Source organism: Pseudomonas sp. ARP3 (assembly GCF_001029595.1).
GTDB classification, from domain to species: Bacteria; Pseudomonadota; Gammaproteobacteria; order Pseudomonadales; family Pseudomonadaceae; genus Aquipseudomonas; species Aquipseudomonas rhodesiae.
This window is the reverse complement of record NZ_LEKF01000017.1, coordinates 20,955-37,483: the sequence shown is the minus strand read 5'-3', so window position 1 is coordinate 37,483 and position 16,529 is coordinate 20,955. Positions and strand designations below refer to the sequence as shown.

19 protein-coding genes, 1 tRNA gene and 1 pseudogene are annotated in these 16,529 nt (G+C 58.3%); 6 read left to right on the top strand and 15 right to left on the bottom strand.

The features are described from left to right. Positions 1 to 11: 11 nt before the first annotated feature. The 7 genes from hscB to trmJ all read right to left on the bottom strand — a co-directional run bounded on the left by hscB (position 12) and on the right by trmJ (position 4,917). Positions 12 to 533, bottom strand: coding sequence for a co-chaperone HscB (hscB, locus tag ABX75_RS18800; protein WP_034100433.1), 522 nt, complete (start codon positions 531 to 533; stop codon positions 12 to 14). 8 nt (positions 534 to 541) lie between these two features. Further along, a complete protein-coding gene (iscA, locus tag ABX75_RS18795; protein WP_010565230.1) occupies positions 542 to 865 on the bottom strand; it encodes an iron-sulfur cluster assembly protein IscA in 324 nt (107 codons plus the stop codon). Between the two features lie 28 nt (positions 866 to 893). Further along, entirely contained in the window at positions 894 to 1,280 is a 387-nt protein-coding gene (iscU, locus tag ABX75_RS18790; protein ID WP_034100437.1) for a Fe-S cluster assembly scaffold IscU, read from the bottom strand. A gap of 99 nt (positions 1,281 to 1,379) precedes the next feature. Next, complete coding sequence (locus tag ABX75_RS18785; RefSeq protein WP_034100439.1) at positions 1,380 to 2,594, bottom strand: IscS subfamily cysteine desulfurase; 1,215 nt, start codon at positions 2,592 to 2,594, stop codon at positions 1,380 to 1,382. 50 nt (positions 2,595 to 2,644) lie between these two features. Beyond that, a complete protein-coding gene (gene iscR, locus ABX75_RS18780; RefSeq protein ID WP_003194020.1) occupies positions 2,645 to 3,136 on the bottom strand; it encodes a Fe-S cluster assembly transcriptional regulator IscR in 492 nt (163 codons plus the stop codon). Positions 3,137 to 3,361: 225 nt separating this feature from the next. Beyond that, positions 3,362 to 4,144, bottom strand: a complete 783-nt coding sequence (gene cysE, locus ABX75_RS18775) for a serine O-acetyltransferase (RefSeq protein ID WP_034100442.1) — start codon at positions 4,142 to 4,144, stop codon at positions 3,362 to 3,364. Between the two features lie 2 nt (positions 4,145 to 4,146). Beyond that, a complete protein-coding gene (gene trmJ, locus ABX75_RS18770) occupies positions 4,147 to 4,917 on the bottom strand; it encodes a tRNA (cytosine(32)/uridine(32)-2'-O)-methyltransferase TrmJ (RefSeq protein ID WP_034100444.1) in 771 nt (256 codons plus the stop codon). Positions 4,918 to 5,062: 145 nt separating this feature from the next. On the opposite strand from trmJ, the gene suhB reads away from it, so the two are divergent. Further along, positions 5,063 to 5,878 (top strand): inositol-phosphate phosphatase, encoded by an 816-nt coding sequence (suhB, locus tag ABX75_RS18765; protein WP_003175971.1) that lies wholly within the window; start codon positions 5,063 to 5,065, stop codon positions 5,876 to 5,878. A gap of 161 nt (positions 5,879 to 6,039) precedes the next feature. On the opposite strand, the gene ABX75_RS18760 is transcribed toward suhB, so the two are convergent. The 6 genes from ABX75_RS18760 to queA form a co-directional block, all read right to left on the bottom strand. Next, a complete protein-coding gene (locus ABX75_RS18760; RefSeq protein ID WP_034100446.1) occupies positions 6,040 to 6,582 on the bottom strand; it encodes a glycine zipper 2TM domain-containing protein in 543 nt (180 codons plus the stop codon). Between the two features lie 123 nt (positions 6,583 to 6,705). Continuing rightward, positions 6,706 to 7,620 (bottom strand): protein translocase subunit SecF, encoded by a 915-nt coding sequence (gene secF, locus ABX75_RS18755; RefSeq protein ID WP_034115036.1) that lies wholly within the window; start codon positions 7,618 to 7,620, stop codon positions 6,706 to 6,708. 9 nt (positions 7,621 to 7,629) lie between these two features. Further along, on the bottom strand, positions 7,630 to 9,498 hold the full coding sequence (secD, locus tag ABX75_RS18750; protein WP_034115037.1) for a protein translocase subunit SecD: 1,869 nt from the start codon (positions 9,496 to 9,498) through the stop codon (positions 7,630 to 7,632). Positions 9,499 to 9,560: 62 nt separating this feature from the next. Continuing rightward, positions 9,561 to 9,899, bottom strand: coding sequence for a preprotein translocase subunit YajC (yajC, locus tag ABX75_RS18745; RefSeq protein ID WP_010565221.1), 339 nt, complete (start codon positions 9,897 to 9,899; stop codon positions 9,561 to 9,563). 43 nt (positions 9,900 to 9,942) lie between these two features. Next, positions 9,943 to 11,058, bottom strand: coding sequence for a tRNA guanosine(34) transglycosylase Tgt (gene tgt / locus ABX75_RS18740; protein ID WP_177329696.1), 1,116 nt, complete (start codon positions 11,056 to 11,058; stop codon positions 9,943 to 9,945). 5 nt (positions 11,059 to 11,063) lie between these two features. Further along, positions 11,064 to 12,113 carry a tRNA preQ1(34) S-adenosylmethionine ribosyltransferase-isomerase QueA gene (queA, locus tag ABX75_RS18735; protein WP_034100452.1) on the bottom strand — a complete coding sequence of 350 codons (1,050 nt, stop codon included), beginning with the start codon at positions 12,111 to 12,113 and terminating at the stop codon, positions 11,064 to 11,066. A gap of 108 nt (positions 12,114 to 12,221) precedes the next feature. Here queA and ABX75_RS18730 point away from each other — a divergent pair. The 4 genes and pseudogenes from ABX75_RS18730 to ABX75_RS18715 all read left to right on the top strand — a co-directional run. Further along, a tRNA-Leu gene (locus ABX75_RS18730) sits at positions 12,222 to 12,306 on the top strand. Between the two features lie 319 nt (positions 12,307 to 12,625). Next, positions 12,626 to 13,753: an AAA family ATPase gene (locus ABX75_RS18725; protein WP_047882448.1), complete on the top strand. Its 1,128-nt coding sequence runs from the start codon at positions 12,626 to 12,628 to the stop codon at positions 13,751 to 13,753. Beyond that, positions 13,750 to 14,430 (top strand): DUF4276 family protein, encoded by a 681-nt coding sequence (locus ABX75_RS18720; RefSeq protein WP_047882447.1) that lies wholly within the window; start codon positions 13,750 to 13,752, stop codon positions 14,428 to 14,430. The genes ABX75_RS18725 and ABX75_RS18720 overlap by 4 nt, the downstream gene beginning before the upstream one ends. Before the next feature lie 76 nt (positions 14,431 to 14,506). Next, positions 14,507 to 14,668, top strand: a pseudogene (locus ABX75_RS18715) (J domain-containing protein); the annotation flags it as partial. A 29-nt stretch (positions 14,669 to 14,697) separates the two neighbouring features. Here ABX75_RS18715 and ABX75_RS18710 read toward each other — a convergent pair. Together ABX75_RS18710 and ABX75_RS18705 are read right to left on the bottom strand one after the other, a co-directional pair. Next, positions 14,698 to 14,982 (bottom strand): hypothetical protein, encoded by a 285-nt coding sequence (locus ABX75_RS18710; protein ID WP_034115041.1) that lies wholly within the window; start codon positions 14,980 to 14,982, stop codon positions 14,698 to 14,700. A 42-nt stretch (positions 14,983 to 15,024) separates the two neighbouring features. Further along, positions 15,025 to 15,921, bottom strand: coding sequence for a hypothetical protein (locus tag ABX75_RS18705; RefSeq protein ID WP_034115042.1), 897 nt, complete (start codon positions 15,919 to 15,921; stop codon positions 15,025 to 15,027). A 211-nt stretch (positions 15,922 to 16,132) separates the two neighbouring features. Here ABX75_RS18705 and ABX75_RS18700 point away from each other — a divergent pair, with 211 nt between their 5' ends. Further along, a complete protein-coding gene (locus ABX75_RS18700) occupies positions 16,133 to 16,462 on the top strand; it encodes a hypothetical protein (RefSeq protein ID WP_034100472.1) in 330 nt (109 codons plus the stop codon). Positions 16,463 to 16,529: the final 67 nt, after the last annotated feature.

Genomic DNA, 16,529 nt, shown 5'->3' with positions numbered 1-16,529 from the left:
GCAGCACTGGGTTAATCGTCGAGGCGCTCTTCTAGCTGGCGCACTTCGTAGGAGAGCTTGTCGAGAAACTGCATGCGCCGCATCAGGCGTTCGGCCTGTTCGCGTTGCGCTGCATCATCCCAACAGGCTGCGAAGCTTTCGTTGAGCTCATCCTGGGCCGTTTTCAGGCGTCGCTTGAAGACCGCGACGCCCGCCAGATCGGCGTCGTCCTGCAAGTCTTCCAGCTCCTCGCGCCACTGCATCTGCTGCATCAGAAAGTCGGGGTCATGCACGGTGACTTCCAACGGCAACTCGCCCCCGTTCATCGCGAGCAGGTAGCGCGCGCGTTTCGGCGGACTCTTGAGGGTCTGATAGGCTTCGTTGAGGCTGGCCGATTGCTCCAGCGCCAGGCGCTGCTCACGCTCGGAAGCGTCGGCAAAGCGGTCCGGATGCACCCCACGCGCCAACTCTCGATAGCGCGTGGCAAGCTGCTCAAGGTCGAGCCGAAAGCTCGGCTGCAACTCGAATAAAGCGAAATGACAAGGAGTACCCACGAGTAGCCTCAGATGTTGAAGCTTTCGCCGCAGCCACATTCACCGCGAACGTTGGGGTTGTTGAACTTGAAGCCTTCGTTCAACCCTTCCTTGACGAAATCGAGTTCGGTGCCGTCCAGGTAGGTCAGGCTTTTAGGATCGATGATCACCTTCTCGCCGTGACTCTCGAACACCTGGTCTTCCGCCACTACCTCGTCGACAAACTCCAGCACGTAGGCAAGGCCGGAACAGCCTGTGGTGCGAACACCCAGACGAATCCCCTCACCTTTACCGCGCCCATCCAGGGAGCGTCGCACGTGCCGCGCAGCCGCTTCTGTCATGCTGATAGCCATCGTTGACTCCTTACTCGTCGCCAAATGCTTAGATCAAGCCTTTCTTCTGCTTGTAGTCGCGAACGGCGGCCTTGATGGCGTCTTCAGCGAGCACGGAGCAGTGGATTTTCACGGGCGGCAGCGCCAGCTCTTCAGCCAGCTGGGTGTTGCTGATGGTGACAGCTTCATCCAGGGTCTTGCCTTTCATCCATTCGGTCGCCAGGGAGCTGGAGGCGATGGCCGAACCGCAACCGTAGGTCTTGAACTTAGCGTCTTCAATCACGCCAGCGTCGTTGACCTTGATCTGCAGGCGCATCACATCGCCGCACGCGGGAGCGCCGACCATGCCGGTGCCGACATCCGGGTCTTGCGCGTCCATCTTGCCGACGTTGCGCGGGTTTTCGTAGTGGTCGATGACCTTTTCACTGTAAGCCATGGTACTGAATCCTCACTCATCAGGGCCGCTCTGGAACCCTGTAGAAACGCCTGCGTTTTCCGCCACGTTCCTACAGAGCTGCGGTGGCGGCTTCTATAGTTAGTGTGCCGCCCACTCGATTTTGGAAATGTCGACACCGTCTTTGTACATGTCCCACAGCGGCGACAGCGTACGCAGTTTGTTGACCGCTTCGCAGACTTTCTGCGCGGCGTAATCGACTTCTTCTTCGGTGGTGAAACGGCCAAACGTAAAGCGGATCGAGCTGTGCGCCAGTTCGTCGTTGCGGCCCAGGGCACGCAGCACGTAGGACGGCTCAAGGGAAGCCGAGGTGCAGGCCGAACCGGAGGAAACCGCCAGGTCCTTGAGCGCCATGATCAGCGACTCGCCTTCGACGTAGTTGAAGCTCAAATTCAGATTGTGCGGTACGCGGGCGGTCATGCTGCCGTTGATGTACAGCTCTTCAAGGTTCTCGACCTGTTTGAAGAAGCGATCGCTCAACGCCTTGATGCGCACGTTTTCAGCAGCCATGTCTTCCTTGGCTACACGGAACGCCTCACCCATGCCGACGATCTGGTGGGTCGCCAGGGTGCCCGAACGCATACCGCGCTCGTGACCGCCGCCGTGCATGGTGGCTTCGATGCGCACACGCGGCTTGCGGCTCACGTACAGCGCGCCAATGCCTTTGGGGCCGTAAGTCTTGTGCGCAGAGAACGACATCAGGTCGACTTTCAACTTCGACAGATCGATATCGACCTTGCCAGTGGACTGCGCCGCATCGACGTGCAGCAACACGCCCTTGGAGCGGGTCAGCTCGCCGATCGCGGCGATGTCATTGATGGTGCCGATTTCGTTGTTAACGTGGATCACGGAAACCAGGATGGTGTCTTCACGCAGCGCGGCTTCGATCATGGCCGGAGTGACGATGCCGTCGGTGGTCGGCTCCAGATAAGTCACCTCGAAACCTTCACGCTCCAGTTGGCGCATGGTGTCGAGGACAGCCTTGTGCTCAATCTTGGTGGTGATCAGGTGCTTGCCCTTGGTCGCGTAGAAATGCGCGGCACCCTTGATAGCCAGGTTATCGGACTCGGTGGCACCGGAGGTCCAGACGATTTCACGCGGATCGGCGCCGACCAGATCAGCAACCTGGCGACGAGCGTTCTCGACCGCTTCCTCGGCTTTCCAGCCGAAAACGTGGGAACGGGAGGCCGGGTTGCCGAAGTTTCCGTCAACCAGCAGGCATTCGCTCATCTTTTGCGCGACACGCGGATCAACCGGGGTGGTCGCTGAGTAATCAAGGTAAATCGGCAATTTCATGGACTTTCTCCTAAATCAGGCTGGCTGGCGTGCCGTTAGCTCTGCGGCTGTCACTCGACGGCGGACGCTTCAATCTTGTCCAGACGCGGCGCCTTGGTGTTGCAACGGCGCTGGTCCTGACGCTGGGCTACTTCTTGCACCTCACGGCGAGTCACAAGATCAGCCAAGCTGATACCACTCAAAAACTCATGGATCTGCAGGCTCAAATCACACCACAAGTGATGTGTAAGGCAGGTATCGCCGGCATGGCAGTCACCCAACCCCTGGCATTTTGTGGCATCGACCGATTCGTTGACCGCGTCGATTACCTGGGCTACCTGAATGCCCTGCATGTCGCGGGACAATTGATAGCCACCGCCCGGCCCACGCACACTGGAGACCAGATTACTGCGGCGCAATTTGGCGAACAGTTGCTCAAGGTAGGACAGGGAAATGCCTTGACGCTCGGAGATATCGGCCAGGGACACCGGCCCAGTTTGCGCGTGCAAGGCCAAGTCGAGCATGGCAGTCACCGCGTATCGGCCTTTTGTAGTCAGTCTCATGGACAAGTACCAAGGTGTTTCAGAATGGGAGCAAGTATGCGATTCCCGAGTATTTAAGTCAACTATAAGACCTAGTACTTTAGTCAGGATTACCCGTAAAAAGGGCGCGCGAATCATAGCAGGATGGGGTTGGATCGAACAGCGAGAACAGGATCGACCAGGAATTGCGAGACCAATGGAGCCAAAAACTGGGAGGGCTCGCCCCTCCCATGGGGTTTGGTGGCTTCAGCCGGCCTTCGTGACAGCTTCGTCCTTGATTTCGGCGAAGTCCTCTTCACGCAGCTCAGGCAGATCTTTCGCACAGTAGGTGCTACCCAGCTCCTTCAGTGCACCGCACATACCATCCAACTTTCCATCCACCGCTTGCAGATGGTCGAGCAACTGGCCGATGGCGCGTGCGACCGGGTCGGGCATGTCTTCGCTGACGCCATACGCATCGAAACCGATTTTCTCGGCCATGGCCTTGCGCTTGGCCTCTTGCTCATCACCGACTTCCGGCTTGACGATGATGCGCCCCGGAATACCCACCACCGTGGCGCCAGGCGGAACCGCCTTGGTCACCACAGCATTGGAGCCCACCTTGGCACCAGCGCCGACCGTGAACGGACCAAGCACCTTGGCGCCCGCCCCGACCACCACACCATCGCCCAACGTAGGGTGGCGCTTACCTTTATTCCAACTGGTCCCGCCCAGGGTCACGCCTTGATAAAGCGTCACGTCGTCGCCGATCTCAGCGGTTTCACCAATAACGATGCCCATGCCGTGATCAATAAAGAAGCGCCGCCCCACCTTGGCGCCCGGATGAATCTCGATCCCGGTCAGCCAGCGACCGAAATTCGACACCAGCCGCGCCAGCCATTTCCAGCCCATATTCCACAGTGCACCGGACAGACGATGGATCCAGATCGCGTGCATGCCCGGATAGCAGGTCAGCACTTCAAAGGCGTTGCGTGCAGCCGGGTCACGGTGAAAAACACTCTGGATATCTTCTCGCAAACGCTCGAACATTTTTAATCCTTCCGCTTGAGGAGTTCGCCACGGGCCGCTTTCTGGGTTTCCGTGAGGATGCCACGCAATATATTCATTTCCGCCCGGCTGACCGAGCTGCGCCCGTACAGGCGGCGCAGGCGCGCCATCAAGTGCCGCGGTTTTTCAGGATCGAGGAATTCGATGGCCACCAGAGTATGTTCCAGATGCTCATAGAATCGCTCCAGCTCGTCCATGGTGGCCAACTCACCACTTTTAGTGGACGCCACTTCATCCTTCTCGACCTTGCTCGGCTGCCCTTCGGCGGCCAGCCAGGCCATGCGCACTTCATAGCTCAATACCTGCACCGCCGCCCCCAGGTTCAGCGAACTGAACTCGGGGTCTGAGGGAATGTGCACATGAAAGTGACATCGCTGCAGCTCCTCATTGGTCAGGCCGGAATCTTCACGGCCAAATACCAAGGCGATTTCAGCGCCGCCGGCCGCCTCCTCCACCACCTTGGTCCCGCACTCTCGCGGGTCCAGCAATGGCCACGGGATACGACGGTCGCGGGCACTGGTGCCCAGCACCAGGTTGCAACCGACCAAGGCATCTTCCAAGGTGGCGACGACCTGGGCCTTTTCAAGGATGTCATTGGCGCCCGACGCGCGCGCGTCAGCCTCGTGGTGCGGGAACACACGCGGCTCGACCAGCACCAGGCGCGTCAGCCCCATGTTTTTCATGGCTCGCGCCACCCCACCGATATTGCCGGGATGACTGGTATTGACCAAGACGACACGAATGTTTTGCAGCAAGGGAGGCGCTCTCGGACACAGGAAAGGGGAGCAAATCTTACAGAACAGCCTAAGGTTATGCCATGAAAGCGAACGTCGTCCTTCACCTGAAGAAAGTTTCTGCTAGAATGCCCGGCTTTCTTTAACAACCTTAGGTGACACATCCATGCAGCCCATGCTGAATATCGCGCTGCGCGCCGCCCGCAGCGCCAGTGAATTGATCTTCCGCTCCATCGAGCGCCTGGATACCATCAAGGTCGACGAAAAAGACGCCAAGGATTATGTATCCGAGGTGGATCGCGCCGCCGAACAGAAAATCATCGATGCGCTGCGCAAGGCCTACCCTACCCACGGCATCCTCGGCGAAGAAACCGGTTTGCACAAAGGCAGCGGCGAAGGCGAAGACTACCTGTGGATCATCGATCCACTGGACGGCACCACCAACTTCCTGCGCGGTATCCCGCACTTTGCCGTGAGTATTGCCTGCAAATACCGTGGCCGCTTGGAACACGCGGTTGTACTCGACCCGGTTCGCCAGGAAGAATTCACCGCCAGCCGTGGCCGTGGCGCCCAGCTCAATGGCCGTCGCCTGCGCGTCAGCGGTCGCACCAGCCTGGACGGCGCTCTTCTGGGCACTGGCTTCCCATTCCGTGACGACCAGATGGATAACCTGGAAAACTACCTTGGCATGTTCCGCGCCCTGGTTGGCCAGACCGCCGGCATCCGCCGCGCCGGCGCTGCCAGCCTGGACCTGGCCTACGTTGCCGCCGGTCGTTTTGACGCGTTCTGGGAGTCGGGCCTGTCCGAGTGGGACATGGCCGCAGGCGCACTGCTGATTCAAGAAGCAGGCGGCCTGGTGAGCGACTTCACCGGCGGTCACGACTTCCTGGAAAAAGGCCACGTCGTTGCCGGTAACACCAAATGCTTCAAGGCAGTTCTGACGGCGATCCAGCCGCACCTGCCGGCCTCGCTGAAGCGTTAAGCGAGCGAGCAAAAAAAAAGCACCCTTCGGGGTGCTTTTTTTGTGCCTGGGATTTGGTGCGAGCCTAAATGCCAAGAGCACCACAAATAAAATGCGGGAGGGGGCTAGCCCCTCCCGCATTCTGAACTGCACACGCCATTGAATCTGCGTCTGGACGAGTATTACTGCTGGTTTTGACCGAGGACGAGACGACCCTCCTTGTCGACCGGAATCTGGCCGCCTGGATCACGATCCATGCGCACCGAACCTTCCTTGCCATCCAAGGTGTACCGCACGTCATAGCCGACAACCTTGTCGCTGATGTCGTTGACGGTGTTACAACGGGTTTGCGTGGTGGTGTAGGTATCGCGGTTCTGCATACCTTCCTGCACCTTGTTGCCGGCGTAACCACCACCTACTGCACCGGCCACGGTGGCCAGTTTCTTACCATTGCCGCCGCCGATCTGGTTACCCAGCAGGCCACCTGCGAGGGCGCCAACGACGGTACCGGCGATTTGATGCTGATCCTGCACCGGACGCTGCCGGGTCACGGTGACGTCCTTGCAGACCTCACGCGGGGTTTTGATCTGGGTCTTGACCGGCTGCACCGCCAGTACTTGCGCATACTCAGGGCCGCTTTTTACCAGGCTGTAGGTGGCGACAGCACCCCCGGCAGTTACACCGACAGCACCCAATACCGCACCAACCAGTAACGACTTGTTCACGTTGAACCTCCTGACCATCACAAACGAACCGAAAGGTCCGCGCTATACCCAGCCTTGGAGCAAAAAAAAAGGCACGAGTTCAATACTCGTGCCTTCTTTGTAACAACGATCAACAAGCGCCCATCAAGGACGATCGTCGACTTCCTTGTCGGTGATGGCCGGAGGAATCAGGTCTTCGCTGTTGAGGTTCAGCCAGATCAACACCACGTTGGCGATGTAGATCGACGAGTAGGTACCCGCCAGAACGCCGATGAACAGCGCCAGGGAGAAGCCCCACAGGTTGTCGCCACCGAAGATCATCAACGCCGCGATCGCCAGCAAGGTGGAAATCGACGTGGCCATGGTCCGCAGCAGGGTCTGGGTGGTGGAGATGTTGATGTTCTCGATCAACGTCGCCTTGCGCAGTACACGGAAGTTCTCGCGAACCCGGTCGAATACCACGATGGTGTCGTTGAGCGAATAACCAATGATCGCCAGCACCGCCGCCAGCACCGTCAGGTCGAAAGTGACCTGGAAGTAAGCCAGGATGCCTACGGTTACGATCACGTCATGGATCAGCGACACAATGGCGCCGACGCCGAATTTCCACTGAAAGCGGAACGCCAGGTAGATCATGATGCCGACCAGCGCCATCAGCATGCCGAGGCCGCCCTGGTCGCGCAGCTCTTCACCCACTTGCGGGCCCACGAACTCGACGCGCTTGACCGACGCCGGGTTATCACCGCCGACCTTCTGCAAAGCCTCGGCCACCTGGTGGCCCAGTTGCGGGTCTTCGCCAGGCATACGCACCAGCAGATCGGTGGTAGCGCCGAAGTTCTGCACCACGGCTTCATGATAACCGGCCTTGACCAGTTCGTTGCGCACCAGGGTGACGTCGGCCGGCTTCTCGTAGGTGAGCTCGATGAGCGTACCGCCGGTGAAGTCCAGCCCGTAGTTCAGGCCCTTATGGAACCAGCTGAACAATGCCAGAACGGTAAGGAGCACTGTGGCGCCGAACGCAATGTTGCGAACGCCCATGAAGTTGATTGTACGTAACATGGCAGCCCCTTAAATCCACAACTTCTTGAAGTCACGTCCGCCAAAGATCAGGTTGACCATTGCGCGGGTCACCATGATGGCCGTGAACATCGAGGTAAAGATACCGAGGGACATGGTCACCGCAAAACCTTTGACCGGGCCGGTGCCCATGGCAAAGAGAATCCCACCGACCAGCAATGTGGTCAGGTTGGAGTCGAGAATCGCGGTAAATGCCCGGCCGAAGCCTTCGTTGATTGCGCGCTGCACTGTCATGCCCGCAGCGATCTCTTCACGAATTCGTGAGAAGATCAGCACGTTGGCATCCACCGCCATACCCATGGTGAGTACGATACCGGCAATACCCGGAAGGGTCAGCGTTGCCCCCAGCAGCGACATCAAAGCCAGCAGCATTACCATGTTGCCCGCCAGGGCCACAGTGGCGATGACACCGAAGAAGCGGTAGATGGCGATGATGAACAGCGATACGAAAAGCATGCCCCACAAGGCTGCGTCGATACCCTTGGTGATGTTGTCCGCACCCAGGCTCGGGCCAATGGTACGTTCTTCAGCGAAGTACATCGGCGCGGCCAGGCCACCGGCGCGCAGCAGCAGCGCCAGTTCGGAAGATTCACCCTGGCCGTTCAGGCCGGTGATGCGGAATTGAGCACCCAGCGGCGACTGAATGGTCGCCAGGCTGATGATCTTCTTCTCTTCCTTGAACGACTGCACCGGCACGTCTTTCTCGACGCCGTTGACCATTTGCTTGGTGTAGGTAGTGATTGGGCGTTGCTCGATGAAGATCACCGCCATACTGCGACCGACGTTGCTGCGCGTAGCGCGACTCATCAGTTCGCCGCCATGGCCATCCAGGCGGATGTTCACTTCAGGAGTGCCGTGCTCGCCGAAACCGGCCTTGGCGTCGGTCACCTGATCACCGGTGATGATCAAGCCACGCTCGATCAGCGCCGGAGGACGGTTGCCTTCGCGGAACTCGAACTCTTCGGCAGTAGCACGGGTAGCGCCCGGCTCAGCCGCCAAACGGAATTCCAGGTTGGCGGTCTTGCCCAGGATACGCTTGGCTTCAGCGGTATCCTGCACACCCGGCAGCTCAACCACGATACGGTTGGCGCCCTGGCGCTGTACGATCGGCTCGGCCACACCCAGTTCGTTGACGCGGTTACGCACCGTGGTCAAGTTCTGCTTGATGGAGTATTCGCGGATTTCCGCGATCTTGGCCGGGCTCATCGCCAGACGCAGTACAGGTTGACCATTCAGGTCGGCCGGTACGATGTCGAAATCGTTGAAGTTCTTACGGATCAGCGCACGGGCCTGTTCGCGGGACGCTTCGTCAGAGAAGCCCAGCTGGATGGCACCGTTGAGCTGCGGCAGGCTGCGATAACGCAGTTTTTCTTTACGCAGCAGGCTCTTCACGTCGCCTTCGTAGACCTTGAGGCGGGCGTCGAGGGCTTTGTCCATGTCGACTTCCAGCAGGAAGTGCACGCCACCGGACAAGTCCAGACCCAGCTTCATCGGGTGCGCGCCAATGCTGCGCAGCCATTGCGGTGTGGTTTGCGCCAGGTTGAGCGCGACCACATAGTCGTCGCCCATGGCCTTGCGCACAACATCCTTGGCCGGCAATTGGTCTTCCTGCTTGGTCAGGCGCAACAAGCCGCCTTTCGCACCAGCCGCCAATGTTGCCGCCTTGACCTGGATACCCGCATCGGTGAGCGCCTTGCTCGCGCGGTCCAGATCAGCCTGATTGACCTGCAGCGAAGTGCTGGCGCCAGTGATCTGGATCGCCGGGTCATCAGGATAGAGATTGGGAGCGGAATAAATAAAACCGATCGCCAGCACCGCCAGGATCAGTACGTATTTCCACAGAGGGTATTTGTTCAGCATCACGCCGCCCGCTTATAACGCGGGGCGCCTTGCGCGCCCCGTCGATTGGTAAAGGTTGTTACTTAGATCGCTTTGAGCGTGCCTTTAGGCAGCGTGGCGGCGATGGCGCCCTTCTGGAACTTCATTTCAACGGTGTCGGAGACTTCCAGTACCACGAAAGCATCGGAAACCTTGGTGATCTTGCCGGCGATACCGCCAGTGGTGACCACTTCGTCGCCTTTCTGCAGGCTGCTGAGCAGGTTCTTCTGCTCTTTGGCGCGCTTGGCCTGTGGACGCCAGATCATCAGGTAGAAGATAACCAGGAAGCCGACCAGGAAAATCCACTCGAAACCACCGCCCATAGGGCCCGCAGCGGCAGGCGCAGCGGCGTCGGCCATGGCGTTAGAGATAAAAAAGCTCATTTAGCACTCCAGTTGCAAATAGTGAATCTTAGGGTCGGGAAACTCAGTCCAAGGGCGGCACAGGGAGCCCGCGCTTGGCATAGAAGGCATCGACGAAGGCGGCCAATGTACCCTGTTGAATAGCCTCGCGCAAACCAGCCATCAGGACTTGGTAATGACGCAAATTGTGGATGGTATTCAACATGCTACCCAGCATTTCTCCGCACTTGTCCAGATGGTACAGATAAGCACGGGAGAAGTTCTGGCAGGTGTAGCAATCACAGGTGGGATCCAGCGGCGAATCATCATGGCGATGGAACGCGTTACGGATCTTCAGCACGCCTGTATCGATGAACAGATGCCCATTGCGGGCATTACGGGTTGGCATCACGCAATCGAACATGTCCACACCGCGGCGCACACCCTCTACGAGATCTTCCGGTTTGCCAACGCCCATAAGGTAACGAGGTTTGTCAGCCGGCATCAGGCCCGGCAGATAATCCAGCACCTTTATCATCTCGTGCTTGGGCTCGCCCACGGACAGACCGCCGATGGCCAGGCCGTCGAAGCCGATTTTGTCGAGGCCTTCCAGCGAGCGCTTGCGCAGGCTTTCATGCATGCCGCCCTGGACGATACCGAACAACGCCGCGGTGTTATCGCCATGGGCGTTTTTCGAACGTTGGGCCCAACGCAGCGACAACTCCATGGACACCCGCGCGACGTCTTCGTCGGCCGGGTACGGCGTGCACTCGTCGAAAATCATCACGATGTCCGAACCCAGGTCACGCTGCACCTGCATCGACTCTTCCGGCCCCATGAACACTTTGGAACCGTCCACCGGCGAGGCGAAGGTTACGCCCTCCTCCTTGATCTTGCGCATGGCGCCCAGGCTGAACACCTGGAAACCACCGGAGTCGGTGAGGATCGGGCCCTGCCACTTCATGAAGTCATGCAAGTCGCCATGCTTCTTGATCACTTCCGTGCCCGGGCGCAGCCACAGGTGGAAAGTGTTGCCGAGGATAATCTCGGCGCCGGTGGCGACGATATCGCGCGGCAGCATGCCCTTGACGGTGCCGTAGGTGCCGACAGGCATAAACGCCGGGGTCTCCACGGTGCCACGCGGGAACGTCAGGCGACCGCGACGGGCCTTACCGTCGGTGGCCAGCAATTCAAACGACATACGACTCATAGTTGTTCCTCTGGGCCGCGCGGCGCCGGGTTACGGGTGATGAACATCGCATCACCGTAGCTGAAAAAACGGTATCCATTTTCGATGGCGGCTTGATAAGCGGCCATGGTCTCGGGATAACCGGCAAATGCCGACACCAGCATCAACAGCGTGGATTCCGGCAAATGGAAGTTGGTGACCAGGCAATCGACCACATGGAACGGTCGGCCTGGGTAAATGAAGATATCGGTGTCGCCGCTAAACGGCTTGAGCACGCCGTCGCGCGCCGCGCTTTCCAGGGAGCGCACGCTAGTGGTGCCCACCGCAATCACCCGCCCGCCGCGCGACTTGCACGCGTTGACCGCGTCCACCACATCCTGAGTGACCTCCAGCCATTCGCTGTGCATATGGTGGTCTTCGATGTTCTCCACACGCACCGGCTGAAACGTGCCGGCCCCCACGTGCAGGGTCACATAGGCGGTCTCGACGCCCTTGGCGGCAATCGCCTCCAGTAGCGGCTGGTCGAAATGCAGCCCGGCCGTAGGCGCGGCCACCGCACCCAGGCGCTGGGAATAAACAGTCTGATAGCGTTCGCGGTCAGCGTCTTCATCCGGGCGGTCGATATAAGGAGGCAACGGCATATGGCCGACGCGCTCCAGCAATGGCAGGACTTCTTCGGCGAACTTCAGCTCGAACAGCGCATCATGACGCGCCACCATCTCGGCTTCGCCACCGCCATCGATAAGAAGGCTCGATCCCGGTTTCGGCGACTTGCTGGAGCGCACATGGGCCAGCACGCGATGGCTGTCCAGCACCCGCTCCACCAGAATTTCCAGCTTGCCGCCGGAGGCTTTCTGGCCAAACAGCCGCGCCGGAATCACCCGAGTATTGTTGAACACCATCAGATCACCTGGGCGTAAATGCTCAAGCAAATCAGTGAATTGACGGTGTGCGAGGGCACCGCTTGGCCCGTCCAGGGTCAGCAGTCGACTGGCGTGCCGCTCGGCCAAAGGGTGGCGAGCGATCAGCGAATCAGGGAGCTCAAAAGTAAAGTCAGCAACGCGCATGATGGGGTTCGTCTAGCAGGGCCGGGAAGTCTAGCGGAAATAGTCAAAATTGACCATGAAACGTGATTGACCAACGGTAATCACCTCTCTATACTTCGCCGCCATTGAGCCCTGATGGCGGAATTGGTAGACGCGGCGGATTCAAAATCCGTTTTCGAAAGGAGTGGGAGTTCGAGTCTCCCTCGGGGCACCATCTTAAAAAAAGACCTTGAAATTCAAGGTCTTTTTTTTCGCCTGTAAAAAAGTGCGGGCCGCCCGATTTAATGTTCACCGCCCACTTTCAACCTGAAACACGATGCGCTGTGGGAGCGGGCTTGCCCCCGATAGCGATGCGTCACAATTGGGCTGACTGACCCGATCAGCGCCCTGATATTAGACAGTAAAGATTAACGTTAGGATGATCCCATCAAGTGAGAAGCCAGCGTGCGAAATCAATGGCAGAATCCGCCACAGCTATCAACGACAGCGGCTTTGGACTCAACAAGCGGCGCCGCTAAAGGAATCAAGCAGCAATGAGCACAAAGAACCCGATCAGCCGGCTCACCATCAAAGGCTTCAAGTCCATCAAGAACCTTGAGGACTTGCACCTGGGCAGCCTGAACGTGCTGCTGGGTGCCAACGGTGCGGGTAAGAGCAGCTTCGTTTCTTACTTTCGCATGCTCAGCGAAATGATGGAGTTGCGCCTTAAAAAGTGGACGACCCAACAAGGATCGGCAGACCGAGTTGTCAGCTTCGGCGTCAAGGAAACTCAGCAGATCAGTTCTTATGTCCATTTTGGCTTGAACGGCTATGAGTTCGAGCTGGAACCGACCGTGGAGGGGGACTTTGTTTTTTCCAACGAACGGCTCTTTTTTGACGGCCCCATGTATGGATCAGAGTGGATTACGCTGGGCTCCGGGCACCAGGAGACCAAGCTCAAAAAAGCCTACGACACCAAACAGTTCCAAGCCCCCTACAAAAACAACGTTGTGGCGTACTGCTACGAATCGATTTCCAGTTGGAAGGTTTTCCACTTCCACGACACCAGCGAAACCGCGAGCGTCAAACGCTACGGACCGGCCCATATCGATGACTACCTGCGTCCAGACGCGTCGAACCTGGCGGCCTATCTGAATCGGTTATGCACCGAATCGCCTGAGGTGTATGAACAGATCCGCAAAACGATCCAACTGGCGATTCCGTTCTTCGATGATTTTGTGCTGAAGCCTGTGCGACTGGACAGCCAGGAAGAGCTGATCAACCTGCAATGGCGTCAGAAGGACAGCGACTACACCTTCTGGCCGAGCCAGCTCTCGGACGGGTCGATCCGCTTCATCTGCTTGGTCACCGCCCTGCTCCAACCCGATCCGCCATCGACCATCATCATTGATGAGCCGGAACTCGGCCTGCATCCCTACGCCATCACCTTACTGGGCTCGCTGCTGCGCTCAGCCTCCACACGAATGCAGGTGATTGTCTCAACGCAGTCGGTACCCCTGGTGAACGAGTTCTCAATCGACGACCTGATCATCGTCGAGCGGGAGAAAGGCGCAACTGTCTTCAAGCGCCTCGACGAAAAAGCCTTCGAAACATGGCTGGACGATTATTCGGTAGGCGAGCTGTGGGAGAAAAACATTCTGGGCGGGAGGCCGCGTAGATGATTCGAGTCCACGTGATCTGCGAGGGCCAAACAGAAGAGATGTTCATCAACGAGGTGCTGGCGCACGCCTTCCAGCATTCGGATATTTACCTGATGCCTGCTCTGATCGGAAAACCCGGCCACAAGGGCGGCAACTTTCGTTTCGAGCGTCTGCTCAGTGATGTTGAAAAGCGCCTGTTAGGTGACCGGCAGGCATATTGCACTACGTTTTTTGATTTCTATGGCCTGCCCGAAGAATTCCCTGGCAAAGCGAATGCCGGTAGCAAGAACACCATGGATGAAAAAGCTGATTGCCTGCTGAAAGCTATGACGGAAAGGTTGGCAAACAAACTGGGCGATGAAGCCATGCGCCGATTCATTCCCTATGTGCAAATGTACGAATTCGAGGGCCTGCTGTTCAGTTGCCCCAAAGGGTTAGCTGTCGGGATCAACCAGACCGCCCTTGAAGACCGTTTTTTGCACATACGAAATCAGTTTGAAACGCCGGAAGCTATTAACAATAGTCCGATGACCGCGCCGAGCAAAAGACTGCAAAAGCTTTACGCTGGCTACGACAAACCGCTGCACGGTTCACTCGCCGCGATTGAGATCGGCCTGCCGATCATTCGGCAACAATGCGCTCGATTCGATGCCTGGATCAGGCAGATGGAAACGCTGCAGAAAATCACCCAACCATGACCAATCCGACCAACATCCCCCGCCTGACGTGCCATCCATTTACGAACGCATGGACGAAGCCCGGCGGGCACTGAGCATGAATGCCTCCGCCGACTGCTGGAAAACCCTCGACCTTTCAGCCACGGCTGACGAGCGCACCCTCAAACGCCAATACGCCAAGTTACCCAAGCTAACGCGCCCGGATGACGACCCCGTCGCCTTCCAGCGCCTACGCGAGGCTTACGAGCAAGCACTCAACAGCGTACCCGTTAAGCCCGGCGGGTAGTTTTACTTGAACAGCGCAATCACCACGCACACCAGTGTGATCGCCAGTGCCGGCCATTGCATGGGCAAGAAAAAGAAATGGTGGCGCACGCCATCTTCATGCACTTCCCTATTCAGCACAAAACCCAGCACCGTGTTGATGGCCGAGCCGATCCCCACGCCCATCAGCAGTTGCGTCAACGAGGTGTTGCCCGGCTTGACGCTGGGGTCGGGCCACAACACCATCAGCAACAAAATCATGGCCACCGGTGTGAACAGCGTCAGCCAGCCTGCGCCGCGATAGATCATCGTTTAATCCCTTTATGCACAATCAACGATTACGCGAGCGGTTCACGCCAGCTCGCGCGTTTGGGTTTGAGCCGTGAGCACTGTGTCCAGCGTATGCAGGAACAGGTCGTGGCTCAGGATGCCGGTGGCGATGGTCGACAGGACCGGTTGGCCGCTGTCGTCTTTGATCACCACTTTTTCGCTCCAGGCGTTGAGGTCGACGCTGCGCAATGACGACATCGGCACCTTACGGCCCTGGTATTCCAGGCACTGAGCGCTCACCAGGATGGGCGCCGTGGTGATCTTGAGGAAATTACCGCTCATGCGCTTGCCCCACACTTGGCCGGAGCTGATGCAATTGAACGTCACCGCCCCGCCCGACTCCAGCACACTGAGCACTCCCGGCATGCGCGCGCGGACGTGCAGTTCGCGCACCAATTGCTGGAATTTTTGAAAACCCTTAAGGCTTTCAATCACGCGATGAAACGGCTCGGCGGCCGTGCGACGGTAGGCCAGGTTGGTGATCAAGCCTGTCATCACCGTTTGCCCGGAGCTGAACAGATACAAGTCCTGGATCTCGATAAACGGGGTGTAGTCGCGCTGGCCTTGGTTGATGCGTGCGATGCCATGCTCGTACACATCGTAAGCGGTACTGCGCAATTTCTTATGCCAGGCGTAAAGGCCGAATACACACAGCCCAAGAATGGCCAGAAAGCCACTGGTGAGATTGATCAGCGACTGCCCGCTGCTGAAGTTGATCGTCATGCCCCGGGACGTTGTGACACCGATAGGTCCTTCATTACCCGGCGGCAGGATCGTACCCAGGTACAGCACAAATCCCGCGAGCGCCAATAACGCTACGCCGAGTATCAGGCTGAAAATGAGAAAACCTTTGCCATGGCGAAAGCTCGCGATCAGCTCGCCGGTGGCGGATGAATCAGGTGTGGAGGATGGCTGCATAAGTACTTGCGTCCCTGTAAGTGAGTCAAACGTGCCGATTCAACATCGCACCGGTCCACTGGCTGGCTGCGCGAGCTGGGCACGGCGGGTTGGAACATGGCTAATTAATATCGTTCCGCGGAGCGCTTGAGGTGCAAGCGTTTGAGGTCTTTTTTTTCAGCCGCAGAACAGTGATCATCGCGCTCCGCCCGCACACCGAGGAAGCCCCACCATGGAATTGACGCTGGAAGCTGTTGCGCTCTTCGCACTCAAACTGGTGCATGAAACCGACGGCGGCAGCCCGGTATTGCGCGACGACCCGGCGATGGCCGCGTATGAGCGTGAAGTGTTTGGATTGCTGGTGCGCCAAGGGGACTTGCGCCTGATTCAACGTAAGCTAGATGAATGCGTGATGCAGGCGCTGCAGGCGTTGGGCGGAACGGAGACGGTGTTGGGGCGTGAGTTGGAGAGACTGGCCGCCGACACTCGAAAAGCCTCTACGCTGGAGGAACTCGATGCCCCGCTCGACGCACTCAAGCATTACCTCAAAGCTATCCAGTGACACCTTCCATTGAAGGAACGCGCCTGACCGCGATGAGTGTCAACTTATGCGGCGTCACAGACCGACC